At 74.3% G+C, this 21,645-nt stretch carries 25 protein-coding genes and 1 pseudogene; 10 read left to right on the top strand and 16 right to left on the bottom strand.

Translation table 11 applies throughout. The features are described from left to right. The first annotated feature begins 82 nt into the window (after nucleotides 1-82). The 3 genes from AC3RJ9_RS10090 to AC3RJ9_RS10080 all read left to right on the top strand — a co-directional run bounded on the left by AC3RJ9_RS10090 (nucleotide 83) and on the right by AC3RJ9_RS10080 (nucleotide 6,629). Complete coding sequence (locus AC3RJ9_RS10090) at nucleotides 83-3,514, top strand: DEAD/DEAH box helicase (protein ID WP_489727658.1); 3,432 nt, start codon at nucleotides 83-85, stop codon at nucleotides 3,512-3,514. Between the two features lie 156 nt (nucleotides 3,515-3,670). Continuing rightward, nucleotides 3,671-4,903: an aminotransferase class I/II-fold pyridoxal phosphate-dependent enzyme gene (locus AC3RJ9_RS10085; RefSeq protein ID WP_119217715.1), complete on the top strand. Its 1,233-nt coding sequence runs from the start codon at nucleotides 3,671-3,673 to the stop codon at nucleotides 4,901-4,903. A gap of 244 nt (nucleotides 4,904-5,147) precedes the next feature. Then, nucleotides 5,148-6,629, top strand: a complete 1,482-nt coding sequence (locus AC3RJ9_RS10080) for a hypothetical protein (protein ID WP_489727657.1) — start codon at nucleotides 5,148-5,150, stop codon at nucleotides 6,627-6,629. A gap of 238 nt (nucleotides 6,630-6,867) precedes the next feature. Here AC3RJ9_RS10080 and AC3RJ9_RS10075 read toward each other — a convergent pair whose 3' ends face one another. The 3 genes from AC3RJ9_RS10075 to AC3RJ9_RS10065 all read right to left on the bottom strand — a co-directional run bounded on the left by AC3RJ9_RS10075 (nucleotide 6,868) and on the right by AC3RJ9_RS10065 (nucleotide 8,493). Beyond that, complete coding sequence (locus AC3RJ9_RS10075; RefSeq protein ID WP_233263222.1) at nucleotides 6,868-7,092, bottom strand: hypothetical protein; 225 nt, start codon at nucleotides 7,090-7,092, stop codon at nucleotides 6,868-6,870. Next, nucleotides 7,092-7,661 carry a hypothetical protein gene (locus tag AC3RJ9_RS10070; RefSeq protein WP_233263221.1) on the bottom strand — a complete coding sequence of 190 codons (570 nt, stop codon included), beginning with the start codon at nucleotides 7,659-7,661 and terminating at the stop codon, nucleotides 7,092-7,094. Before AC3RJ9_RS10070 ends, AC3RJ9_RS10075 begins: the two co-directional genes overlap by 1 nt. Before the next feature lie 160 nt (nucleotides 7,662-7,821). Further along, nucleotides 7,822-8,493, bottom strand: a complete 672-nt coding sequence (locus AC3RJ9_RS10065) for an SGNH/GDSL hydrolase family protein (RefSeq protein ID WP_036341247.1) — start codon at nucleotides 8,491-8,493, stop codon at nucleotides 7,822-7,824. An 82-nt stretch (nucleotides 8,494-8,575) separates the two neighbouring features. Between AC3RJ9_RS10065 and AC3RJ9_RS10060 the strand changes: the two genes are divergently transcribed. After that, nucleotides 8,576-9,037 (top strand): DUF805 domain-containing protein, encoded by a 462-nt coding sequence (locus AC3RJ9_RS10060; RefSeq protein ID WP_036341245.1) that lies wholly within the window; start codon nucleotides 8,576-8,578, stop codon nucleotides 9,035-9,037. Here the strand turns inward: AC3RJ9_RS10060 and AC3RJ9_RS10055 are convergent. Beyond that, the gene (locus tag AC3RJ9_RS10055) at nucleotides 9,019-9,447 is read right to left on the bottom strand and encodes an organic hydroperoxide resistance protein (protein WP_036341242.1); all 429 of its coding nucleotides are present in this window, start codon (nucleotides 9,445-9,447) and stop codon (nucleotides 9,019-9,021) included. The two genes, AC3RJ9_RS10060 and AC3RJ9_RS10055, sit on opposite strands and share 19 nt — an antisense overlap. Nucleotides 9,448-9,568: 121 nt before the next feature. Between AC3RJ9_RS10055 and AC3RJ9_RS10050 the strand changes: the two genes are divergently transcribed. Continuing rightward, nucleotides 9,569-10,000, top strand: coding sequence for a MarR family winged helix-turn-helix transcriptional regulator (locus tag AC3RJ9_RS10050; RefSeq protein ID WP_012751108.1), 432 nt, complete (start codon nucleotides 9,569-9,571; stop codon nucleotides 9,998-10,000). Between the two features lie 97 nt (nucleotides 10,001-10,097). On the opposite strand, the gene AC3RJ9_RS10045 is transcribed toward AC3RJ9_RS10050, so the two are convergent. Then, nucleotides 10,098-10,931: a cytochrome c oxidase assembly protein gene (locus tag AC3RJ9_RS10045; protein WP_010080013.1), complete on the bottom strand. Its 834-nt coding sequence runs from the start codon at nucleotides 10,929-10,931 to the stop codon at nucleotides 10,098-10,100. Then, complete coding sequence (locus tag AC3RJ9_RS10040) at nucleotides 10,924-11,460, bottom strand: DUF2243 domain-containing protein (protein WP_010080014.1); 537 nt, start codon at nucleotides 11,458-11,460, stop codon at nucleotides 10,924-10,926. The genes AC3RJ9_RS10045 and AC3RJ9_RS10040 overlap by 8 nt, the downstream gene beginning before the upstream one ends. A 99-nt stretch (nucleotides 11,461-11,559) precedes the next feature. Between AC3RJ9_RS10040 and AC3RJ9_RS10035 the strand changes: the two genes are divergently transcribed. Then, nucleotides 11,560-12,024 (top strand): NUDIX hydrolase, encoded by a 465-nt coding sequence (locus tag AC3RJ9_RS10035; protein WP_036341256.1) that lies wholly within the window; start codon nucleotides 11,560-11,562, stop codon nucleotides 12,022-12,024. Nucleotides 12,025-12,055: 31 nt separating this feature from the next. On the opposite strand, the gene AC3RJ9_RS10030 is transcribed toward AC3RJ9_RS10035, so the two are convergent. Continuing rightward, nucleotides 12,056-12,829, bottom strand: a complete 774-nt coding sequence (locus AC3RJ9_RS10030; protein ID WP_010080016.1) for a class I SAM-dependent methyltransferase — start codon at nucleotides 12,827-12,829, stop codon at nucleotides 12,056-12,058. Further along, on the bottom strand, nucleotides 12,826-13,443 hold the full coding sequence (locus AC3RJ9_RS10025; protein ID WP_036341240.1) for a hypothetical protein: 618 nt from the start codon (nucleotides 13,441-13,443) through the stop codon (nucleotides 12,826-12,828). Before AC3RJ9_RS10025 ends, AC3RJ9_RS10030 begins: the two co-directional genes overlap by 4 nt. Nucleotides 13,444-13,502: 59 nt before the next feature. On the opposite strand from AC3RJ9_RS10025, the gene AC3RJ9_RS10020 reads away from it, so the two are divergent. The 3 genes from AC3RJ9_RS10020 to AC3RJ9_RS10010 all read left to right on the top strand — a co-directional run bounded on the left by AC3RJ9_RS10020 (nucleotide 13,503) and on the right by AC3RJ9_RS10010 (nucleotide 15,293). Next, nucleotides 13,503-14,072, top strand: a complete 570-nt coding sequence (locus tag AC3RJ9_RS10020) for a P-loop NTPase family protein (protein ID WP_049145716.1) — start codon at nucleotides 13,503-13,505, stop codon at nucleotides 14,070-14,072. 124 nt (nucleotides 14,073-14,196) lie between these two features. Further along, on the top strand, nucleotides 14,197-14,637 hold the full coding sequence (locus AC3RJ9_RS10015; RefSeq protein ID WP_010080019.1) for a hypothetical protein: 441 nt from the start codon (nucleotides 14,197-14,199) through the stop codon (nucleotides 14,635-14,637). Nucleotides 14,638-14,777: 140 nt separating this feature from the next. Then, nucleotides 14,778-15,293: a GNAT family N-acetyltransferase gene (locus AC3RJ9_RS10010; protein ID WP_049145708.1), complete on the top strand. Its 516-nt coding sequence runs from the start codon at nucleotides 14,778-14,780 to the stop codon at nucleotides 15,291-15,293. A gap of 52 nt (nucleotides 15,294-15,345) precedes the next feature. Here the strand turns inward: AC3RJ9_RS10010 and AC3RJ9_RS10005 are convergent, their stop codons facing one another. The 8 genes and pseudogenes from AC3RJ9_RS10005 to AC3RJ9_RS09970 form a co-directional block, all read right to left on the bottom strand. Then, nucleotides 15,346-15,897 carry a hypothetical protein gene (locus AC3RJ9_RS10005; protein WP_225348748.1) on the bottom strand — a complete coding sequence of 184 codons (552 nt, stop codon included), beginning with the start codon at nucleotides 15,895-15,897 and terminating at the stop codon, nucleotides 15,346-15,348. Continuing rightward, entirely contained in the window at nucleotides 15,894-16,466 is a 573-nt protein-coding gene (locus tag AC3RJ9_RS10000; RefSeq protein WP_167754990.1) for a DUF2812 domain-containing protein, read from the bottom strand. Before AC3RJ9_RS10000 ends, AC3RJ9_RS10005 begins: the two co-directional genes overlap by 4 nt. Nucleotides 16,467-16,527: 61 nt before the next feature. Further along, nucleotides 16,528-16,707 carry a hypothetical protein gene (locus AC3RJ9_RS09995; RefSeq protein ID WP_158184041.1) on the bottom strand — a complete coding sequence of 60 codons (180 nt, stop codon included), beginning with the start codon at nucleotides 16,705-16,707 and terminating at the stop codon, nucleotides 16,528-16,530. Nucleotides 16,708-16,828: 121 nt separating this feature from the next. Then, nucleotides 16,829-16,990 carry a hypothetical protein gene (locus AC3RJ9_RS09990; protein ID WP_489727656.1) on the bottom strand — a complete coding sequence of 54 codons (162 nt, stop codon included), beginning with the start codon at nucleotides 16,988-16,990 and terminating at the stop codon, nucleotides 16,829-16,831. 286 nt (nucleotides 16,991-17,276) lie between these two features. Next, nucleotides 17,277-17,411 (bottom strand): annotated as a pseudogene (locus AC3RJ9_RS09985) (GNAT family N-acetyltransferase); the annotation flags it as partial. A gap of 79 nt (nucleotides 17,412-17,490) precedes the next feature. Next, nucleotides 17,491-17,904 carry a VOC family protein gene (locus AC3RJ9_RS09980; RefSeq protein WP_036339525.1) on the bottom strand — a complete coding sequence of 138 codons (414 nt, stop codon included), beginning with the start codon at nucleotides 17,902-17,904 and terminating at the stop codon, nucleotides 17,491-17,493. Nucleotides 17,905-17,949: 45 nt separating this feature from the next. Then, nucleotides 17,950-19,275, bottom strand: coding sequence for an MFS transporter (locus tag AC3RJ9_RS09975; protein WP_233569958.1), 1,326 nt, complete (start codon nucleotides 19,273-19,275; stop codon nucleotides 17,950-17,952). Continuing rightward, a complete protein-coding gene (locus AC3RJ9_RS09970) occupies nucleotides 19,272-20,000 on the bottom strand; it encodes a class I SAM-dependent methyltransferase (RefSeq protein WP_036339527.1) in 729 nt (242 codons plus the stop codon). The genes AC3RJ9_RS09975 and AC3RJ9_RS09970 overlap by 4 nt, the downstream gene beginning before the upstream one ends. 295 nt (nucleotides 20,001-20,295) lie before the next feature. Here AC3RJ9_RS09970 and AC3RJ9_RS09965 point away from each other — a divergent pair, with 295 nt between their 5' ends. Further along, entirely contained in the window at nucleotides 20,296-21,645 is a 1,350-nt protein-coding gene (locus AC3RJ9_RS09965) for an O-acetylhomoserine aminocarboxypropyltransferase/cysteine synthase family protein (protein WP_206495878.1), read from the top strand.

Here is a 21,645-nt window from a genome sequence, read left to right as displayed (position 1 = left end):
ACCCGGGGCCCGTGAGTGGGCACGCCGCCGGACCTGCGTCGGTCGGAGCGGGCCCGGCACGGTCCGTGAAAGACTGCTCGCTATGGCCACTGCAGATTCCGGAGACGTCCTGCCGCACCTGCGCACCGAGGCCATCCGCGCCGTCGTCGGGCCCACCAGTGCGGACCGCGGCTTCGCCGTGGCCGCGTCGGGTGCCGTGGGGCGCCTGCGCTATGACGCCGCCACCGGCCGTCTGAGCGCCTCCGTCCAGGGCACCGCGCCCAGCCCCTACCGGGTGCAGGTGCAGCTGCAGGAGGCCTACGACGACGCCGCCGAGGACGGCGCCGGCGCCCTCATGGAGCCGGTGGGCGGGCGCTGCACGTGCCCGGTCGGGACGGACTGCAAGCACGTGGCCGCCGCGCTCTACCAGGTGGTCCGCCTCGACGCCGACCAGGCCCTCGACGACGCCCGCCGCAAGCTCGCCGAGATGGTCACCACGGCGGACGCGCTGCCCGCGCCCGCCGGCCGGGGCCACGACGGCGGCGGCCCGGCCGGCCTCGACGCCCCGGCCGCGGACGGGGCGGCACCCCCACCCCCTGCCGGCCTGGACTGGCGACGGGTCATGGAGCCGCTGGCCGGACTCCACGGCCCGCGCCGGGTGGGCACGCCGCCCGCGCTGGCGATCGGCGTGGAGCTCGTGGCCGAGTCCTCCCGCAACGCGTTCCAGCAGTGGGGCCCGGCGACCGCCGGGGAGGAGCAGGTGCGCGAGGGCCGCCCGCTGTACGTGACCGTGCGCCCGCTCAAGCGCGGGGCCAAGGGGACGTGGATCAAGGGCGGGCTGACGTGGAAGGCGTTCCAGTTCCCGCGCGCCGAGTTCGCCCCCGCCCAGGAGCGGGCGATGCGCCTGATCTGGCGTCAGGTCCAGGCCGAGGACTCCTACCCGGGCGACGCCTGGTTCGGTCTGCACGTCTTCGACTCCCCGCGGATCTGGCAGCTGCTCGCGGAGGCCCGCGAGGTCGGGGTGGAGCTCGTGCCGCTGGGGCTGCTGACGGACGTGGTGCTGGAGGCGCCCGTCGCCGTCGGGCTGGACGTCACCCGCGCCCCCGACGGCGGTCTGGACGTGGCCCCGTCCCTGGACCCGGCCCCGCCCGGCCCCGGGCTGAGCGGTGTGCACGCCGTGGGAGGCATCGGCTTCTACCGCGTGGAGCTCACGGACGAGGAGGCCGTGCTCCACCTGATCCCCGCCGCACGCCCCGTCCCCGAGGCCGTGCAGCAGCTCGTGCTCGCCGGCGGGCCCGTGCGCGTGCCCGCCGCGGACCGCGAGGAGTTCCTCGGCCGGATCTACCCGCGGCTGCGTGGCGCCCTGCCGGTGACCAGCGGCGACGCCTCCGTGGAGCTGCCCGAGTTCGAGCCGCCCGTGCTGCGGCTGCGCGCCGACTTCCGACCCGGCCACGAGCTCGTGCTGCGCTGGTCCTGGCTCTACTTCGACCCGCCCCGCGAACTCGGCCTCGACGCCGGCGGCGACCCCCTGCGGGACACCCGGCACGAGGACGCGGTGCTGCGCGCCGTGGCCGAGCTCTGGCCGCGCGCCGGCCGTGCGGAGGAGCAGGTCCTCGAGGGCGTGGGCGCCGCCCGGTTCTCCGAGCAGGTGCTGCTGCTGCTGCAGCGCGCGGACCACGTGCGCGTGGACGTCACCGGCGACCGCCCCGACTACCGCGAGCTGAAGGCCGCCCCGCGCATCGAGGTCGGCACGAAGGCCACGCAGAACGACTGGTTCGACCTCGGCGTGCAGGTCTCCGTGGACGGGCACGTGCTGCCGTTCGTGGAGCTGTTCACCGCGCTCGTGCAGGGCAGGACCACGCTGATCCTCGCGGACGGCTCCTACCTGGGCCTCGACCACCCCGCCTTCGACCGGCTGCGCGCCCTGCTCTCCGAGGCCGCCACCCTGCAGGAGTGGACCCCGGAGCACACCCCCGTCTCACGGCACCAGGTCGGCTTCTGGGAGGACCTCAAGGAGCTCGCGGACGAGGTGGACGAGGACCCGGAGTGGACCGCCGCCGTCGGGCGTCTGGCCGCCGTCGAGCGCCTCCCCGAGGCCCCGCGCCCCGCCGGCCTGAAGGCCGACCTGCGCCCCTACCAGGAGGAGGGCCTGCGCTGGCTCGCGTTCCTGTGGGAGCAGGACCTCGGCGGGATCCTGGCCGACGACATGGGCCTGGGCAAGACCGTCCAGACCCTCGCGCTCTTCGCCCACGCACGCCAGGCACGGCCCGAGCGGCCGCCGTTCCTCGTGGTCGCGCCGAGCTCCGTGGTGTCCGTGTGGGCGGCCGAGGCCGAGAAGTTCACTCCGGACCTCGACGTGCGCGTCCTGGACACCACCACCCGCAAGCGCGGCACCGCCGTGGCGGACGAGGTGGCGGGGGCGGACGTGGTGGTCACCAGCTACACGCTCCTGAGGATCGACGCCGGCCAGTACGGCGGACTGGACTGGGGCGGGGTGGTCTTCGACGAGGCCCAGTTCCTGAAGAACCGCGCCGCGAAGGTGCACACGGTGGCCCGCGACCTGCGCGCCCCCTTCCGGCTGGCCATCACCGGCACGCCGATGGAGAACTCCCTCAGCGACCTGTGGGCGCTGCTGGGCGTCGTCGTGCCGGGCCTGTTCCCGAGCCACCGCCGGTTCCGCGAGACCTACGTGACCCCCATCGAGACCGGGGGGGACCCCGAGCGGATGGCGGCCCTGCGCCGCCGCGTGCGCCCGTTCATGCTGCGCCGCTCCAAGGAGCTCGTGGCGAAGGACCTGCCGTCCAAGCAGGAGCAGATCCTCCAGGTGGAGCTCGAGCCGGCCCACCGCAAGCTCTACGACCGTGTGCTCCAGCGCGAGCGCCGCAAGGTGTTGGGCCTGCTCGGGGACATGGACGGCAACCGGTTCACCATCTTCACGTCGCTCACGCTGCTGCGGATGCTCGCGCTGGCGCCGCAGATCGTCGACGACCAGTACGCCTCCGTGCCCAGCTCGAAGCTCGAGCGGTTCCTCGACGACCTCACCGAGGTGATCGGCGAGGGGCACCGCGTGATCGTGTTCAGCCAGTTCACGAGCTTCCTGCGGGTGATCGCCGAGGAGCTGGACCACCTGGAGATCGAGCACGCGTACCTCGACGGCTCCACGCGCGGGCGCGCCGACGTGATCCGCGGCTTCCGCGAGGGCGAGGCGCCGGTGTTCCTGATCTCCCTGAAGGCGGGCGGCTTCGGCCTGACCCTGACCGAGGCGGACTACGTGTTCCTCATGGATCCGTGGTGGAACCCCGCTGCGGAGGCGCAGGCCGTGGACCGGGCGCACCGGATCGGGCAGGAGCGGACCGTGATGGTCTACCGGCTCGTGTCCGAGGGGACGATCGAGGAGAAGGTGCTCGAGCTGCAGCGGCGCAAGGCCGAGCTGTTCGGCGCGCTCATGGACGAGTCCGACGACTCCGGAGCCGGCGCCTTCACCGACTCCCTCACCGCCGAGGACATCCGGGAGATGCTCGGCGCCGAGGAGTGAGAGCCACCCGAGGCGCGCCGGACGTTTTCGTTCGGGAAACGGCGGCGTGTCGCGACGTTTTCGTTCGGGAAACGGCGGCCCGCCCGCCCGTTTCGTCAACGAAAGTCGTCCCCGGGGCGCCGTTTCCCGAACGAAAGCGGGGGGTAGCCTCGGGCCATGCGTCGCCCGTCCCGTTCCAGCACCACCACCCCCACCTTCGTGCCGTCCGCCCGGTCGCAGGTGCCGCCGTTCACGGTGATGAGCATCCTCGGCCGGGTCGCCGAGCTGCGTGCCGCCGGCCACGACGTCGTCAGCCTGTGCGCGGGGGAGCCGGGCGGGGGCGCCCCGCCCGCCGTCGACGCCGCGGCCGCCGCCGTCCACGCCTCCGGCTGTGCCCTCACCTACACCCCGGCGCTGGGCCTGCCGGAGCTGCGGGCCGCCGTCGCCGGCCACTACCGCCGCTGGTACGGGCTCGACGTGCGCCCCGAGCAGGTCGCGATCACCACGGGCTCCTCGGGGGCGTTCATGCTCGGCTTCCTCGCGGCGTTCTCCCCGGGGGACCGCGTGCTCCTGCCGCGCCCCGGCTATCCGGCGTACCGCAACATCCTCACGGCGCTCGGGGTGGAGGTGGTGGACGTGGACGTCGACGCCGGCACCCGCTACCAGCCCACGGTCGCCCACCTGGAGGCGGCGCTCGCGGAGGGCCCGGTCGCGGGGCTCGTGCTCGCCTCCCCGGCCAATCCCACGGGCACGATGGTCAGCGCCGCCGAGCTCGCCGAACTCGCCCGCTGGTGCGAGGAACGCGGTGTGCGGCTCGTCTCGGACGAGATCTACCACGGCATCGTGCACACGGACGGGGAGGGGCTCGGCGCCTGCGCATGGCGCACCTCCCGCACCGCGCTCGTGGTCAGCTCGTTCTCCAAGTACTGGGGCATGCCCGGCTGGCGGCTGGGCTGGATGCTCATGCCGGACGATCTGGCCGCCGCGGTCGACGGCCTCGCCGGCTCGGTCGCCCTCTGCCCGCCCGCCGCGGCACAGGAGGCGGCCGTCCACGCGTTCAGCGAGGAGTCCTACGCGTTCTGCGCTGAGCAGGCCGGCGGCTTCACGGCGACGCGCGGCGTCGTGCTGGCCGCCCTGCCCCGGCTCGGCTGGGCCGACGCCGCCCCCGCCGACGGCGCCTTCTACCTGTGGGCCCGTCTCGCCCCGGGCATGCTGGCGGAGTTCGGCAGCGCCGTCGGCTACTGCGCCGCCCTGCTGGAGGAGGCCGGCGTCGCGCTGACCCCCGGCGACGACTTCGACGCCGTCCACGGGCCCGAGTCCGTCCGGCTCTCCTTCGCCGCCGGCCCGGACGCCCTCCACGAGGCGCTCGAGCGGATCGCCGCCTGGCACGCGGCGCGCGGCCTGGCCTGACGGGCTCCGCCGCACGCCGCACCGGCCGACGTCTCAGCCGCCCAGCCGGTAGCGGCGCCCGAGCGGCGTGTCCGTGACGGCCCGGTCGCCGCGTCGAGGGCGTCACGTGCCGGTTCCCGCGACGGGGGCGCGCCGTCGGCGCCGCCGGGATGACGGGGTGAGGTCCACCGCAGTATTGCGAATCATCCGCAACAGTCTTTATTGTGAATCAGTCGCATCTTCTCGCTCTCGTGAAAGGCTCCCCGTGTCCCACTTCGCCCCGCAGCGCCGTTCCACGCGCACCGCCACCTTCTCCGCCACCCTCGCCGCCGCGGCCATCGCCCTGACGGCGTGCGGCGCGGACGCCGACCCGTCCGGCCCGACGTCGGCACCCGCCTCCGCCGCGGGCGGCTCCGAGTCGCCGGCGGGTGAGGCGACGGCGGCCTCCTCCGTCTCCGCGGAGGACCGCGTCGACCCGACCCAGACCACCGAGGTCTCCGCGGTGACGCCGCGCATCCTGCTCTCGCACGAGGACGGGCTCACGCTGCTCGACGCCGAGTCCGGTGAGGTGGTGAAGGAGCAGGATATCACGGGCTTCAAGCGGCTGAGCAACGCCGGCAACGGCAAGGACGTCCTGGTGACCACCGGGAAGGGCTGGGAGGTGTTCTCCACCGGCATCCAGGCCAAGGCCCACGGCGATCACGTCCACAACTACGAGTCCGCGCCCGGCATGACCGGCGTAACGTTCCCGGGTGAGCATCCCGGCCACGTCGTCACCCACAACGGCAAGACCACCCTCTTCGCGGACGGCACGGGCGCGATCCGCACCTTCGACTCGACCCACCTGGACAAGGCGACCCCGGACCTCATGCCCGTCATGACGGAGGCCGAGACCGAGGACCCGCACCACGGCGTGGCGCTCGAGCTCTCCGACGGCACCCTCTTCACCACGCAGGGCACCGAGGACTCCCGGAACACGCTCCAGGTGATCGACCCGAAGACCGGCAAGGTCACGGCCGAGACCGACGACTGCCCCGGCAGTCACGGCGAGGCCGCGGCCCAGCCGACGGAGGCGGGCGACGTCGTCGTGATGGGCTGCGAGAACGGGCCCGTCGTGTACCGGGACGGCGAGTTCCACAAGGTGGACGTCGAGACCGAGTACCAGCGCTCCGGGAACCTGTTCGGGTTGCATGACTCACCCATCGTCCTGGGTGATCACAAGGTCGAGGAGGAGCCGACGGAGGCCGTCGAGCGGCCCACGGGGATCGCCCTCATCGACACCCGCACCGATGAGCTCACCACCGTGGACCTCGGCTCGTCCTACTGGTTCCGCTCGCTCGGCCGCGCTGAGGACGGCTCCGCGGTCGTGCTGACCTACGACGGCGAGGTCAACGTGATCGACGAGGAGACCGGTGAGGTCACCGCCGAGTACCCGGTGATCGAGCCGTGGAAGGAGAAGGACGAGTGGCAGGAGCCCGGCCCGATCCTGAAGGTCGCCGGGAACACCGCCTACGTCACCGACGCGGAGGCCCAGAAGCTCGTGGCCGTCGACCTGGAGACCGGTGAGACCGTCCTGGAGAAGGACCTGGAGTTCGCCCCGGTTGAGATGGCCGTGGTCACCGGCGAGCCCGAGTCCGTGAAGCCCGAGGAGGGCGCGCACGGTGACGAGGACCACGACGACGACGGCCACGAGGGCCACGACCACGGCGCCGAGCCCTCGGAGGGCCACGAGGGGCACGACCATTGATCGTGTGACGAGACTCCGGCCGGGCGCCCTTCGTGGGGAGGGGTGCCCGGTCGGCGGCCGGGGGCGTCGTGGGGACGCTGACGGCCAGGGCCGGCACCTGCCGCCGGCCCGTGGATGGAGGAGGGCGGGGTCGCGTCGTGGGGACGCGGCCCCGCCCGCCTGTCCGCAGGCCCCGCTCCGGGAGGGCCTGCCGGATCCAGGAGGGCCTGCCGGAGAGGATGCCCCGGGGATGGTGGGGTCAGTCGGCCACCGGATCGTGGTCCGTGATCACGCTCAGGCGGTACCGGGTGCCCTCGGGGACCTCGGCGCTCACCACCAGGTCCTCCGCGTCCGACTCCGGCACCATGACGACGTATCCGCCGCAGCGGTCCGACCACCCCAGGGGTTGGTAGGCGGCGAAGCCGTCCGCCCCGAGGATGCCCACCGAGGACGGGCCGGCGTCCGGGTCGTCGCACAGCAGCATCAGGCGCAGGGTGCCCTCGGGGCGTTCGCCGCCCATCGCCGCGCCCCCTCCCCGGGGGTCTGGAGGCCCTGCAGCTCGGAGGCGATCACGTTGACGTCCGTCGTGGGCGTGCCGGGCAGCTCGACGCCCTCCAGGGCCCGGGCCAGGGGGTCCTCCGTCGGACTGCCCGCCCGGTGCGTGACGGCGGCCTCCGGGAGGGCGGCGAGGAAGCCCTCGCTCAACGGCAGAGCCCCGTTCCTGGCGGGATCGGCGCCCTCGGGCACGAACCCGGCACCGGCGGTGGAGCCGCCGCCCGAACCCTGCGTGGCGCTCCCGGAGGCCGGCGCCGGAGTGCTCGGCGCCGTGGTGCCGGAGGCTGGCCCGCCCGCGGACGGCGTGGTGGTCTCGGACGTGCTCGACGGGGACGGCGTCGTGTCGGAGGACGCCGCAGGGGAGGGTGTGGTGCCGGACGCCGTCGCTGGGCCCCCGCCGCCGGAGCAGCCGGCGAGCGTGAGGGCCAGGGTCAGGGCCGCCGTCGTGGCCGGGAGGGCATGGCGGGCGGAGCGGAAGGAAGGGGGTGAGGGGGTCATGGCGGACCTCCGTCGGTCGGGGGAGCCCGTGCTCCCGGACGCCGGCCCGACCGGTCGTCGTGCAGTGCGTGAGGGGAGACTATGCATCGCATGGGTCCCCGTCTAGCCCCCGGTGTGAGGGACGCCGGATGTGCGCTTCGCGCGCGGCGGGGAGGAGTCCTCAGGCGGCCGGTGCCTGACCCCGCACCTGCCGCAGCGCCTCGGGGGCGACCGCCGCGGCCCAGTCCTCGTAGCCGGCGCCGTTGGGGTGGAACAGGTCCCGGGCCAGGCGGTTGACCTGGTGCCTCAGATTCCGCCGCCACGTGGCCGCGTGCACGTCCGCCACGCCGAGGCCGTGCCGGGCGGCCACCCGCCGCACCACCGTGTTCGCCCGGCGCACGCGAGCCTCGAACGGCGGGATGCGGAACGTCGGGACCAGGCCCAGCGTGGCGCCGGCGGGCAGGGCGCGGGCGATCGCCTCGAGGGGCTCCTCGAAGGCGGCCTCGCGGAACCGCCAAGCCCAGGTGACGTCGTTGCCGCCGACGACGCACGTCACCGCGTCCACCCCGCTCGCCGGCATGAGGGGCAGCTGGTCGGCGAGCACGTCCTTCGCCATGGCCCCGCTGACGGCGAGGTTCACCACCCGCACGGGCCGGCCGGTCTCGGCGGCCACCCGCTCGGCCACCTGGGCCACGTACGTGCGCTCCACGCTCTCGGCCCCGATCCCGACGGCGGCCGAGTCGCCCAGCACCACCCACGTGAGCGCGTCGGGGTCCGCGCGGGCGGCGAGGGCGTGCCAGTGGGCGCGGTAGTCGGCGTCGTGCTGGGCCTGCCAGCCGGAGGGGGAGGGCATGCGCGCCAGGCTACCGGCGCCCTGACGTGCGGACACGCGGGAGGGCCTCGACTCGGGCCACCTCATGGGCCAGGATCCGGCCATGACGTTCCTCCGGGCCGTGGGCCGCTTCTACGGACGCTACGCGCAGTTCGGCGGCCGGGCCGGGCGCGCCGAGTTCTGGTGGGTGGTGCTGTACCTGTCCCTCGCGTCCCTCGGCATCACCCTCCTGTTCGGGGCCCTCGGGGCGGACACGACGACGGCCACCCCCTCCGCCGTCGTGTTCCCCGGCTTCGCGGTCAGCGGTCTCAGCGTCCCCGCCGTCGACTCGATGACCGAGGCCTACCAGGCCTTCTCGGGGGTCTGGGGCCTGCTCCATCTGGTGCCCGCCTGGGCGCTGACGGCCCGGCGCCTGCACGACGCCGGGCTCAGCCGCGCCTGGCTGCTCCTGGCGCTGCTGCCCGTGCTCGGTGCGATCGCCCTGCTGGTGATGGTGCTCCAGCCCTCGGATCCGCGGGTGGCCGCGGAGGCCGCCGCGCCGAGCGGTCAGTCGTCGACGACCTGAACGTCCACGCGGATGTTGCCGCGGGTGGCGTTGGAGTAGGGGCAGACCTGGTGGGCGGCGTCGGCGAGCTGCTGCGCCTCGTCCTGGGGCAGGTCCGGGATGACGACCTCGAGGGTGACGGCCAGGCCGAAGCCCTCGCCGGCCTTGCCGATCGAGACGCGGGCGCCCACGGAGGAGTCGCCGAGCTTCTTCTTGGCCTGGCGGGCGACGCTCTGCAGGGCGGAGTGGAAGCACGCGGCGTAGCCGGCGGCGAAGAGCTGCTCGGGGTTGGCGCCGTCGCCGCTGCCGCCCATCTCGGCGGGGATCGCCAGGTCCATGTCGACGCGGCCGTCCGCGGTCCGGACGTGGCCGTTGCGGCCGCCGCCCGTGGCGATGGCCTCGGTGGTGTAGAGGGGCTCGATCTCGATCACGGTGTGCTCCTTGACGGTGTCTGGCCCGGGGTGCCGGGGGCCGCTCGACGGCGGCCACGGTCCAAGGTAGTCCGCGATCAGGTTGTGTGCAATCCAGTTGTCTGCGGGGTAGGTTGTCCGGGTGGACGTCACCCCCCTCGACCTCGACCGCCAGCTGTGCTTCTCCCTCTACCGCGCCAGCCGGGCGGTGACCCGCGCCTACCGGCCCCTGCTCGAGGAGCTGGGCCTCACCTACCCCCAGTACCTCGTGATGCTGGTGCTCTGGCAGGAGGACGGGCCGGTGGGCGTGAACGACATCGGCGCGCGCCTGGGACTCGACAGCGGCACCCTCACCCCGCTGCTGCGCCGCCTCGACCACGCCGGCCTGGTCACCCGTGCCCGCAGCGCCGACGACGAGCGGCGTCGCCTCATCTCCCTCGCCCCCGCCGGCCGGGACCTGCGCGAGGCCGCCGCCGACATCCCCGCACGCATGGCCGACCTCTACCCCGGGCCGGCCGGACAGCGGGAGGAGCTCAAGGCCTTCCTGGACGAGCTGGCCGCGGGACTCGACTGAGCCGGGGCGCGGGCGGGGGCGCAGGATCCCCGCGACCGCCTGCTGTGCTCAGGACCGCGTCATGAGGACGCGGTCCTGAGCACATCGAGCGGTCTTCTCAGGACGCCGCCCGGGCCACCACACCGCCCCGCCCCGACCGCACCGGCGCGGTGCGGCGGTACCAGTCCAGGCAGAAGACGGCGATCAGCACGAGGTCGATCCAGTCGCCGCCGTAGTACATGAGCTGGGCGCCGGCCTGGGCCTCCGCCACGCCCACGCCCGCCGGCGGATGCGCGTAGACGTGCTTGGAGAGGATCGCGTGCAGCGCGAGGAACGCCACGAGCACACCTGCCCGCAGCGGGTGTCCGTGCGGGTGCGGTGCCGGGTCCACCTGCAGGATCGCGGCGGTGAACACCCACCCGGCCAGCAGCACGTGCACGTGCACCAGCAGATGCCCCACCGCGGAGGCATGCATCCAGGCGTGCAGGGGTGTGGTGTAGAGCAGCCACAGCCCGCCGATGTTCAGCAGCCCCGCCACCACCGGGTGCGAGACCACCCGCACGTACGGCGTGGACAGCACCCGGGACAGCCGCCGCGCCCACGCCACGGGCAGGCCCCGCAGGGCCACGGTCACCGGCGCGGACAGCACCAGCAGCAGCGGGGCGAGCATGCCCAGCAGCAGGTGCCCCCACATGTGGGCCGTGAAGTCGTGGTGGCCGAGCACCCCCAGCGGTCCCACCGCCACGACGCCGGCCACCACCCCCGCGGCCGCGCTCAGGGTGCGCGCGTCGGACCAGGCGCGGCCCCGGCGTCGTCCGGCGCGGACCAGCGCCGCATAGGCGACCAGGAACAGCAGGAGTCCGCCGCCGATGACGACGCCGGCCAGCGGGAACGGGGCGCTCGCCGCCTGGGCGCCGAGCTCCGCCCCGATCCCGCCGGGGTGCTCATGCACGGGCGGCCGCCCGGCGGGAGCCGCGCCGCCACGCCAGGGTGCCGATCACGAGGAAGGCGATCGCAATGGCCATCCACACGAGGTCGTACACGAGGATGTCGTCCACGGGCGCGTACGGGCCGGTGCCCTGCAGCTCCGTGGGGATGACCTCGTACCGGATCTGGTGGATCCTCATGAGCTTGTGCTGGACGGTGCCGTCCCACGCCTGGAACGCGCCCGCGCCGATCAGCACCGCCGGCCACCACCGGCCGACGCCGGGGCCGCCGCGGCGTCGCACGTCCGCGAAGAGGAACAGCCCGGCCACGGCGGCGAACCAGCCGAAGGCGTGGAAGAGTCCGTCGGAGACCAGGCCGACGGCCGCGGTGGACAGGTCGTAGAAGTGGTGCCAGTGCAGGAGCTGGTGCAGGACGACCTCGTCGACGAAGGCGGCCACGCCCACCCCGAAGAGGATCCCGGACAGCAGCAGGCGGCGGTGGAGGTCGGGGGCGGGGCGGCCGACGGGCCGAGCCGTGACGGAGGGGGAGGCCATGGCGCCCACGCTAGCGGCAGTTCCCAGCGAATGCCCAGGTCACGGGCGTCATCCACGCACCGGCCGCAGTGGCGGTCCCGTGAGGCGATGATGGTGCCCATGGCCGCCCACTCCTTCGCCCTCGTGCCCTCCTCCTACGTCCTCTTGCTGCGGGGACGGGAGGTGCTGCTGCAGCGCCGGCATCACACCGGGTACATGGACGGGTTCTGGGTGGCGGGCGCCGCCGGGCACGTGGAGCCGGGGGAGGCGGCCCGGCAGGGGGCGGTCCGGGAGACGGCGGAGGAGCTCGGCGTCGAGATCGAGCCTGCTGCCCTCGAGCTGCTGACCGTCATGCAGCGCACGGACGGCACGGACACCCCGCGCGAGCAGCGCGTGGACTGGTTCTGGGCCTGCCGGTCCTGGGCGGGTGAGCCGCGGATCTGCGAGCCCGGCAAGGCCCCCCACCTGGAGTGGTTCCCCCTGGATTCGTTGCCGAGCCCGATTCCGGACTACGAGCGGCTCGTGCTGGAGGGCCTGCGCGACGGCGACCTCACCCCGGACACGGCGGTCGGGTTCGGGGGCTGAGGGGCATAGGGGCTCGCCGTCCACCGCCCGGTCAGTCCCGCACCGCCTCCACCACCATGAGCGGGTGCTCGGCGGGGTCGAAGGCCGTGCGGTGCCAGTCTCCGGAGAGCCGTTCCACCCGCAGCCCCGCTGCGGCCAGGTCCGCGCGCACCTGCTCCGCGGAGCGGAACTGCAGGTGCTGGTCCACCTCGGACACCTCCCCGGAGTCGAGGAACTCGGTGCGCACGCGCATCGTCACCACCCCGTGCCGGTCCGGGGCGGAGGTGCGCTCCGACTCGAGGACCCGCCCGGCCGGCATCGTGCGCTCCGTGGGGTCCTGCTGCCAGCCCTCCCACGCGCGCCGGACGGGGTTGCGCGTCTCGAAGACCAGGCGGCCGCCGGGCACGAGCCCCGCACCGATGCGCCGCAGCGACGCGTGCCAGTCGTCGTCGACCAGGTGCATGGCCACGTTGCCGCTCATCACCACCAGGTCGGCGGAGTCCGGCGCGATCAGCCCCGCATCCCCGTGTCGCCACTCGACGCCGTCCCCGCCCGGGCGCGCGCGGGCCGCCGCGAGCATGGCCTCGGCCGGGTCGATCCCGACAACGTCCCGCCCCGGGCCCGCGAGCGTCACCGTCAGGATGCCGGTGCCGCAGCCGAGGTCGACGATGCGGGTGCTGGCCCGCGCGGCCGAGACCTCGTCCGCGACCCGGCGGAAGAACGCGTGGTCCTCGCCCGCGGGGTTGTCCACGTCGTAGATCGCGGCGAGGCGGGCGTCGTCGTAGGTGCGCCGGTTGGCCTCGGCGCGGGAGGGGGCGTCGGTCATGCGCGCAGTCTGTCACCCGGGGCGGGCGCCCCCTGCCGCAGGGCCTGCCCCGCCACGATCAGCAGCATCGCCGCGCCGGCCGCCGCGGCCCCGGCCGGTCCCGCGGCGGGCACGCGGAGCATCGCCGCCAGGGCGCCGACCAGGCCCAGGACCAGCATCGACCCGCCGATCCACCGGAACACCGGCGCGCCGAACGCGCGCGCGAACGGCAGGAAGTGCGCGCCCACCACGGCCGCCACCAGGGCGATCTGCGCCGTCGGCGCGTCTGCGGCCCGGGCCACCAGACGGGTCACCGGGAACAGCAGCAGCATCACGACGACGGCGGCCCCGTAAACCCGCAGCGCCCCGGGCGCCGGGGGCGGCAGGGCGGGCAGGGTCCGGCGGCGGAGCAGGACCGCCGCGAGGGCGAAGACGGCGAGGGCGACCGCCGCACTGCGGAGCATGCTCTGAGCGTCGCCGGGCAACCCGGCGATCCCGGCGAGCAGGAAGGCCATGCCGCCGACCACCCCGATCAGCCCGCCGAAGACCACCGGATGACCCGCCCGGCTGATCCCGCGGACGCGCTGGCCGTCCACGATCTGCCTGTGAGCGTTGCCTGTGTGCACCTGTGTCATCGTTCCCCTCCTGCTGTGTGCGACCGGGGCCATCGTGTCACGGCCGTTAGCCTCCTCCCATGCCCTCCGCCTCGATCGACCACGTGCGGCAGGCCCGCCGCGTCCTGTTCCACGGGGTCACGGGGGCCGGGAAGTCCACCGCGGCCGTGCGGCTCGGCGCTGTGCTCGGCCTGCCGGTCACCCTCGTGGACGAGGAGTTCGGCTGGCTGCCGGGCTGGGTCCCGCGGCCGGAGGCCGAGCAGACCGCCCTGGCGGACTCGGTCACGGCGGGGGAGGCCTGGGTGCTGGACTCCGCCTACGGCTTCTACCGGCCGATGGTCATGAAGCGGACCGACGTCGTCATCGCCCTGGACTACTCGCGGGCCCGGACCTTCACGCGCCTGGTGCGGCGCACGATCCGCCGGGTGGTGGGGCAGGGGGAGATGTGCAACGGCAACCGCGAGTCCTGGCGTCGGGTGCTCGGGGAGGAGTCGATCCTGCGCTGGCACGCCGCCACGTTCGACCGCAAGCGGGCATGGGCCCGGGAGCGGGAGGCCGCGGCGGAGGGGGCGCCGGTGCTGCGCCTGAGCACGCCGCGGCAGTGGGAGTGGGTGCTGGCCCGGCTGGAGGGCAGGCGGCAGGCTCCCTGAAGCACGCTGCTCCTCCGGACCTCACGTCGTGCTCAGGACCGCGTCCTCAGGACACGGTCCTGAGCAGAAGGGGAGGTCCTGCGGCCGCCTCGCCCTTCGTCCCGCGCTCTGACAGGGTGGGGCCATGGACGGGATGGAGCGGGAGAAGGTCTGGCACGTGCGGATCGCCGTCGCGGCGGCGCTCGTGGGATGCGCCGGCGTCGTGTCCGGACTGCGGCACGAGCTGGGGCTGGGATGGGCGGTCGGGCTGCTGACGGCGTGCCTCCTGGGCGTGGCCCTCGCCCTGCGCGACGTGCACCACCGGGTGGACCAGGAGGAGGCGGGGCGTCAGGTGTTCTACGCCGGCCGGGGGAGTACGGCGTGGTTCGCGGTGGTGATGGTGGGGGTCGCGATCGTGCCGGGCATGGTGATCCCCCTGCTCGCGGACGGGGCCGCCACGGCGCTGGGTGTGGGACTCTTCGCCGCCGTGCTGACCGCGGCGGCACACGGCGTGCTCGCGGCCACCACCACCGGGGAGCCGCAGCCCGAACCGGTCCCGGTGCCGTTGCGCCGCGAGGACGGCTGAGAATCCGCTGCGGAAGTGACCCTTCTGAGGGCGGTGGCGGTCGCCAGAAGGGTCAGTTCCGCAGTGGATTCGGCGACGCCGGAGCACTCAGGAGCACGTCGGGCGCCGGGCGTCGGACGCTCCCGTGGCACCATCGGCTCATGCCCGAGCGCCCCGCCCCCACGCCGCCCGCCGCCACACCCGGCCCCGCCCCTGCCGTCCATGCCGCGGGCTTCGACGAGCTCGACCGGACGACGGCCTACCGCCTCTGGCAGCTGCGGTCGCTGGTGTTCGTCGTCGAGCAGGACTGCCCCTACCTGGACCTGGACGGCCGCGACCTCGAGCCGGCCACCGTCCACCTGTGGGTCGAGGACGAGGCGGGCACGCCCGTCGCCACGCTGCGGCTGCTGGACGACGGCGACGTCGCCCGCATCGGCCGCGTCGTCACCCACCCCGACGCGCGGGGCCGGGCCCTGGCCGGGGCGCTGCTGGACGAGGCGGTCGCCCGGATCGGCGGGCGGCCGAGCGTGCTGGACGCCCAGGCCCACCTGGCGCACTGGTACGCCCGCTGGGGCTACGCGCCGGACGGGCCGGAGTTCCTCGAGGACGGCATCCCGCACGTGCCGATGCGGCGGGCGGGGGCGGGTGCGACGGACGGGCGTCGCGCGCACACCTGAGAATCGACTGCGGAAGTGACCCTTCTGGGGGTGTCAGCGGGCGTCAGAGGGGTCACTTCTGCAGTCGATTCCGGACGTCGCCGCTCGACGTCGCCTGGGTCACCGTCGCCTGCAGCTCCGCGGCCGTCTCTGGATCCGGGGTCACCACAGTGAACCGCTGTCCGTCGTGGGTGGTGAGGACCAGCCCGGCGGGGCCGCCGAGGTCCAGGCGCACGCCGCGGCGGGAGCGGGCCCGCCCCGTCACCGGCCAGTTGATGTAGGCGACGCCCGGGCCGACGTCGTCCTGGACCTCCACCGTGGCCAGTGAGTCCAGGGGCAGCTCGCGGGAGTACAGCGGGGCCCGGAGGCGGAGTACGCCGGCGGCGGGGTCCGCCGCGAGCTCGATGCGGGCGCGCAGGAACGCCACCTGGCTCAGCCACACGACCAGCCCGAGGCTCACCGCGGCGATCACGAGGATGCCCGCCGACCGTAGGGCCTGATCCAGCACGAGCAAGAGGACCAAGGGGAGCGCCGTGACGAACACCAACGCCCACCCCAGCACCGCGTAGCCGGGCGGCGGCTCGACGACGGCGGTGCGCGCCGCCTCGGCCGGCGCGGTGGTCATCGGCGCCGGTCCGGGTCCGACGGGGGCTTCAGCCCGAACCGGACGATGTGGAACGCCAGACCCAGCAGCAAGAGCCCCCAGCCGATGAGTCCTCGCCATTCGAGGTCCGTGAAGGAGAGGACGTAGAGGCCCGCGACGGTGGCGAGCACCGCCGCAAGAGGCCAGTCGGCGGCCGCCATCGCCAGCACCACCAGGAGCACGGCGGCGATCGTCACTGCGGTGTACCGCAGGAACAGGGCGCGGTTGCCGAGCGCCTCCTCGAGTCGTGACTCCGTGCCGGTGTGGACGGGGGTGGTACCGGGGGCGGCCTTGAGGAGGCGGATGTGGCCGTAGGTGAGCGCGGGCGTCCAGCCGGCGGCCCGGAAGAGATCGAAGTGGTGGTCGTCGGGGTCGGTCTCGTAGGACATGTCGAAGACGACGTCCTCGGGCTCGGCGTCCTCGAAGCGCCAGCCGTGGGCGGCCAGGGAGAACCCGGTCAGCCGCTGGCCGCGGCGGGCCGTGTCTTCGAACCTCGCGAGGTCCTTCTCCGGGGTGAAGGCCGGCCCACTGCTCATGCGTGTGGTGCTCATGTCGTCTCCATGATCTGGTCGGCCATCGCCAGGATTCCGCGCCGGCGCTCGATGTCGCTCATCAGGACGCCGCGTCCCCGGGGGTGAGGCGATGGACGCGTCGGGCGTCGTCGCCGTCGAACTCCTCGATGAACCCGGCATCCCTGAGCTTCTTCAACGTGGTGTGGAGATGCGGATCATCGGGGTCCCGCCACTCCCCGAGAATCATTGAGGGATATATCTCTGAGTGACACTCAGTCATCGACTGCCGGTGGGTGCAAGGGGATGGGGCATCGGATGCCGACCTTGACGCCCCCCCGGGCGCGACGACGCCCCGGATGCGCGCGGCACCCGGGGCGTCGTCGGTGGGACGAGGTGGTCGGTCAGTGGCCGTAGCCGCCCTCGTCGTTCTCCTCGGTCTCCTTCTCGGACTGCTCGGCCTTGGCCGCGAGGCCGTCGACCTCGGCGGGCGCCTGCTGCGCGGCCTGGTCCTGGTCGCCGGGGGCGTTGGAGTTCTTCGTCTCGGGGATCTGCTGATCAGCCATGGGTGCCCTCCTCAGGCGTGGTGGGAGGGGCGCCGGGTGAGCGCCCCCTGTCCGACGGCGCCCGGGGTGGGGTGGGCCGACGTCGTCGCAAGTCAACCAAGGGTCAGGCCGACACGCCCACCCCTGGCCCTCCTGCCGGAGGCCCCCGGGTCAGTCCTTGCCGGGCAGCAGGTCGCGGGCGGTCTCGGCGGCGCGCTGGAGCAGGGAGTCGTCCCCGCCGCCGGCCCAGGAGGGGTCGTGGGGCATCGGGCCCATCGGATCGGCCGCGTCCGGGTCGGGTCCACCGCTGCACCTCGTTGCGCGACTTGGCTCGCGGGTAGTAGCGCATGACCTCCGCGTCTCCGAGGAGCCTGCACATGTCGTCGAGGTCAGCGTCGGTCATGCACCGGAACGTGAGTCGATCGGTGGGTTGCGGGATCACCCGACGACCTTACCGACGGCACCGAACCGGCTTCTTGTCTTCGACATGTGCGTGAAACCGCCCCCGCGGTCTGCCGCGCTCACCCCACGAAGACGCAGAAGGGGTGGCCGGCCGGGTCCGCGAACACGTACAGGGGCTCGTCCTCGTCGTCGGAGCGGTCCAGGACGAGACGCCCGCCCAGGCGCAGCGCGTGGTCGTGGGCCGCGTCGAGGGACTCGCGGTCCGGCACGGTGAAATCCAGGTGCAGCTGCATCGGCACCTCGGGTGACGGCCACGTGCTGGGCTTCAGTTCCTCGGTGCGCTGGAATGTCAGGACGCGGCGGCCGTCGTCGTCCAGCAGCACGAGCCAGTCCGCGCTGTCCGGCTCGCGGCCGTCCGCGAGCTCGTCGCCCGCGCGGTAGTGGAGGCCGAGGAGCTCGCGGTAGAACTCCGCGACGGAACGGATGTCGGCGGCGTCGACGACCGGCTGCTGGAGCACGGGGCGGCTGACCATGGCCACACATTAAGCGACCTCGGCGTCCGCGTCAGCGTCTCGGCCTCAGTCGACGTCGTCGCGCCCCGCATCCACCCACCGCGCGGCCGGCACGACGGCGGCCAGCGAGACCACCGCCAGGACCTGCCACCCCGCGAGCGCCCAGCCGACCCCGAGCGTCGCCCCGAGCGCACCTCCCGCGAGGGTCGCCAGCGGCACGGAGCCCCGGGTGAGGGTGCGGCGCATCGCGGTGACCCGCCCGAGTGTGCCCTCGGGGCAGGCGCGGGCGGTCACGGCGGCCTGGGTGATGTTCCCGAGCAGGACCATGAACCCCCAGAGGGCGGCGCCGGCCAGCAGCCACGGCCCGGCATGAGCGCGGTCGGCGTAGGCCAGCAGGTGCAGCCCCACGGCCACGGCGCAGCCGACCGAGCCGAGGAGGATGCACCGGCGCTCGCCCAGGCGGTCGATGGCCCGGCCCGCCAGGGACGAGGCCGCCAGTGCCCCGACCGCACCGGCGGTGATCTGGACGCCCAGGAACTCCGGCCCGAGCCGCAGGTCGGTCAGGATCCAGACCGCCTCGACCGGGGCGAAGAGGGCCATGCCCACGTTGGCGGCCACCGACCCCATCGTCAGCAGCCACAGGACCGGGGTGCGCCGCAGCACCGTCCACCCCTCCGCGGCGTCCTTCCCGAACCGGGCCCAGCGGGACAGGACGTCCGCGACGCCGGGGTCCCCGTCGTCGTCCGGAATGTCCACCGCGGCGGAGGGCCGCAGCCGTACCCGGAGCGCGACGATCGCCGCCGCGAAGAGGAACGCCGTCGCGATGCCGAGCACGGGTCCCGCGCCCAGCGACCCGACGAGGACGCCCGCCGCGGCGGGCACGATCAACACGAGGGCGGCGTCGGCGGACTCGAGCCGCGCCGTCAGGCGGGCGACGGCGGTGGCCGGCACGACGCGCGGCACGAGCGCGGTCTGGGTGGTCTCGGCCAGCACCGTGAGCACGCCCAGCAGGGCCATGACGGCGGCGAGGTGACCGAACGTGAGCGCGTCGAACGCCCACGCCACGACGAGCGAGCCGAGCACCGCCGCCTTGGCGAGGCCGGTGGCCGCGAGCAGCCGCGGGCTGAGGTGCCGGTCCACCACGATGCCGATGGGCACGCCGAGCAGGAGGAATCCCAACCCGGAGAGCGTCATCAGCACGCCCATGCCGTCGGCGCCCACGCCGAGCAGGAGCACCGCCAGGACGTCCAGGGCGACGTCCGTGGCGGACCGGCCACCCGCGTCGAGGGCGTTGGAGGCGACCAGCCACCGCGCCCGTCCTTCCGGCGGCGGGGGCGTCTCAGCGTCAGGGGTGCGGGGGGCAGGCGTCTGACGACGCGGGTCCGTGCTCACCGCCACACGTGGAGCAGGTAGCCGTAGCTCAGCGACGTCGTTGCGGGGTGCTCGGCGAGCCACGCGTCGGCGACCCCTCGCTCGAACTCCAGCCGCAGGACGGCCTCGAGGTCGGCGCGGGAGTCGAAGGTCCACGAGCTCATGACCTCGCGGGTCTGGGCCCCGACGCCGGCCCACCACTCGCGGGCGTACGTGTCCTGGCCCTGCGCCGCGGCGTTCGTGCTCGCCCGCAGCAGCTCGGCGAACTGGCCGCGCTCGGTGTCGTTGTCGATCACCACGAGCGCGCCGCCGGGCCGCAGCACCCGGGCGACCTCGTCCAGGCCGGGTCGGACGTCCCAGCGCGGGTGCGGGAAGAAGTACGCGAACCGGGCATGCACGACGTCGACGCTCGCCTCCGGCAGCGGGATCTGCTCGGCCGAGCCGTACAGCACGCGCGCCCCGCCGGGGCGGGCGCGGGCGGCCCCCAGCAGGCGCACGTCCGGCTCGACGGCGATCGTCTCGGCCGCGTCGGCGTAGCGGGGCAGCCAGAAGCCGGTGCCCGCACCGAGGTCGAGCAGCGTCCGCCCGGCCCAAGGCGCCGCCTCCTGCAGCGCCGCCCAGAGGGCGCCCTCACGGTCCATGGCCGCGTTCTCTATTTCGTACAGCGCCGGGTCCACGCCCTGGTTGCCCGAGGGACGGAAGTCGGGCAGGCCCGTGGCCGGTCCGCCCGGTGTGCTCTGCGTCATGCCCGGGAGTCTGACACACCCCCCCTCCACGCCGGTCCGTCACACGAGTCCGCCCCGGCCCGCCGCGCCCCGGAGAGGCTCCGGCCGGTCCTGGATGGCGCGGTGGCGGCTCATGTGACGCGCGAGCCGGCCGCCCGCTGGACTCGCGGCGGCCCACCGCGTGGGATGGGCTCACCACCCATCCAGAGCGGCCGAGAGATCTGGCTCGACGACGCCGCAGCAACCCGCCCGCCGGACCCGGACCCCCGGGAACGGCAGGCCCGGTGCTACCGCCAGGACCGATGGAGGAGAGCAGATGCCCCGTCACGCCACACAGCAAGTCCACGCCGGCTACGAGCCCGCCGCACCCCACCGGCCGGTCGTCCCGCCCATCCACCAGACCACGGCGTTCCGTTTCCCGGACCACGCCACGGCGGCATCGATGTTCCGGCTCGAGACCCCCGGCTTCACCTACAGCCGCACGGGCAACCCGACCGTCGCGGTGTTCGAGAACCGCCTCGCCGCACTGGAGGGCGGCATCGGCGCGATCGCCACGGCCACCGGCCAGGCCGCCGTCGCGCTGTCCCTGCTGGCGCTGCTGCAGGGCGACAAGCACCTGGTCGCCTCCAGCCAGCTCTACGGGGGCACCGTCGACCTGCTGACGGACACGTTCGCGGACTTCGGCATCGAGGTCACCTTCGCGGACCCGGCGGACCCGCCCGCGTGGGCCGCCGCGGTCCGGCCCGACACGCGCGCGTTCTTCCTCGAGGCCATCACCAACCCGCTCGCCACCCTCCCGGACCTGCCGGCGCTCGCGGACCTCGCCCACGCGGCCGGTGTGCCCGTGGTGGTGGACAGCACCCTCGCGACGCCGGCCCTCTACCGGCCGCTGGAGCACGGCGCCGACGTCGTCGTGCACTCGGCCACCAAGTTCCTCGGCGGGCACGGCGCGGTGCTCGGTGGCGCGATCGTGGACGGCGGCACGTTCGACTACGGCGCGGCGCCGGACCGGTGGCCGCAGCTGGCCCGGCCCAAGGCCCGCTACGGCGGGCAGACGCTGGTCGAGCGGCACGGCCGCGGCGCCTACCTGACGCTGGCCCGCAGCAAGTTCCTGCACGACCTCGGCCCCACCCTCGCCCCCGCGAGCGCGGCGCAGTTCATCCAGGGGCTCGAGACGCTCGACCTGCGCGTGGCCCGCCACACCGCCACCGCGCTGGCCGTGGCCCAACACCTGGCCGGGCACCCCGCGGTCGCGCGGGTGCACCACCCCGGCGTGGCCGGGCATCCCAGCGCGGTGCTGGCCGCCCGCGACTTCCCGGACGGCGTCGGCTCGGTGTTCTCCTTCGACCTGGCCTGCGGCCCCGAGGCCGTGGCCCCGTTCCTCGACGCGCTCGAGCTGTTCCAGCTGGTGGTCAACGTCGGCGACGCCCGGTCCCTCGTCTCCCACCCGGCGACCATGACGCACTGTCGCCTGACGCAGCAGCAGCGCGAGGACGCCGGGATCGCCGAGACCACCGTCCGGCTCTCCATCGGGCTGGAGTGTCCCGACGACCTGATCGCAGACCTGGACCGTGCCCTGGCCGTGGTGACCGCCGCCGGGCCGGCCGTCCCCGCCACCACGCCCGCCGTCCCCGAGACCGCCGCCGTCACCCAGGAGGTGCGCTGA

Source organism: Micrococcus sp. 63XJN7_6_ISO-PGPR-S23-444 (assembly GCF_058072765.1).
Note: the sequence above shows the minus strand (reverse complement) of the source record. Positions and strands in the feature narration are given on the sequence as shown.

Excerpts from the sequence above, each read along its gene's own strand:
- AC3RJ9_RS10090 (WP_489727658.1), top strand. The coding sequence starts at position 83 with ATGGCCACTGCAGATTCCGGAGACGTCCTGCCGCACCTGCGCACCGAG.
- AC3RJ9_RS10085 (WP_119217715.1), top strand. The coding sequence starts at position 3,671 with ATGCGTCGCCCGTCCCGTTCCAGCACCACCACCCCCACCTTCGTGCCG.
- AC3RJ9_RS10075 (WP_233263222.1), bottom strand. The coding sequence starts at position 7,092 with ATGCTGCTGTGCGACGACCCGGACGCCGGCCCGTCCTCGGTGGGCATC.
- AC3RJ9_RS10070 (WP_233263221.1), bottom strand. The coding sequence starts at position 7,661 with ATGACCCCCTCACCCCCTTCCTTCCGCTCCGCCCGCCATGCCCTCCCG.
- AC3RJ9_RS10065 (WP_036341247.1), bottom strand. The coding sequence starts at position 8,493 with ATGCCCTCCCCCTCCGGCTGGCAGGCCCAGCACGACGCCGACTACCGC.
- AC3RJ9_RS10060 (WP_036341245.1), top strand. The coding sequence starts at position 8,576 with ATGACGTTCCTCCGGGCCGTGGGCCGCTTCTACGGACGCTACGCGCAG.
- AC3RJ9_RS10040 (WP_010080014.1), bottom strand. The coding sequence starts at position 11,460 with ATGGCCTCCCCCTCCGTCACGGCTCGGCCCGTCGGCCGCCCCGCCCCC.
- AC3RJ9_RS10035 (WP_036341256.1), top strand. The coding sequence starts at position 11,560 with ATGGCCGCCCACTCCTTCGCCCTCGTGCCCTCCTCCTACGTCCTCTTG.
- AC3RJ9_RS10030 (WP_010080016.1), bottom strand. The coding sequence starts at position 12,829 with ATGACCGACGCCCCCTCCCGCGCCGAGGCCAACCGGCGCACCTACGAC.
- AC3RJ9_RS10025 (WP_036341240.1), bottom strand. The coding sequence starts at position 13,443 with ATGACACAGGTGCACACAGGCAACGCTCACAGGCAGATCGTGGACGGC.
- AC3RJ9_RS10020 (WP_049145716.1), top strand. The coding sequence starts at position 13,503 with ATGCCCTCCGCCTCGATCGACCACGTGCGGCAGGCCCGCCGCGTCCTG.
- AC3RJ9_RS10015 (WP_010080019.1), top strand. The coding sequence starts at position 14,197 with ATGGACGGGATGGAGCGGGAGAAGGTCTGGCACGTGCGGATCGCCGTC.
- AC3RJ9_RS10010 (WP_049145708.1), top strand. The coding sequence starts at position 14,778 with ATGCCCGAGCGCCCCGCCCCCACGCCGCCCGCCGCCACACCCGGCCCC.
- AC3RJ9_RS10005 (WP_225348748.1), bottom strand. The coding sequence starts at position 15,897 with ATGACCACCGCGCCGGCCGAGGCGGCGCGCACCGCCGTCGTCGAGCCG.
- AC3RJ9_RS10000 (WP_167754990.1), bottom strand. The coding sequence starts at position 16,466 with ATGAGCACCACACGCATGAGCAGTGGGCCGGCCTTCACCCCGGAGAAG.
- AC3RJ9_RS09995 (WP_158184041.1), bottom strand. The coding sequence starts at position 16,707 with ATGACTGAGTGTCACTCAGAGATATATCCCTCAATGATTCTCGGGGAG.
- AC3RJ9_RS09990 (WP_489727656.1), bottom strand. The coding sequence starts at position 16,990 with ATGGCTGATCAGCAGATCCCCGAGACGAAGAACTCCAACGCCCCCGGC.
- AC3RJ9_RS09980 (WP_036339525.1), bottom strand. The coding sequence starts at position 17,904 with ATGGTCAGCCGCCCCGTGCTCCAGCAGCCGGTCGTCGACGCCGCCGAC.
- AC3RJ9_RS09970 (WP_036339527.1), bottom strand. The coding sequence starts at position 20,000 with ATGACGCAGAGCACACCGGGCGGACCGGCCACGGGCCTGCCCGACTTC.
- AC3RJ9_RS09965 (WP_206495878.1), top strand. The coding sequence starts at position 20,296 with ATGCCCCGTCACGCCACACAGCAAGTCCACGCCGGCTACGAGCCCGCC.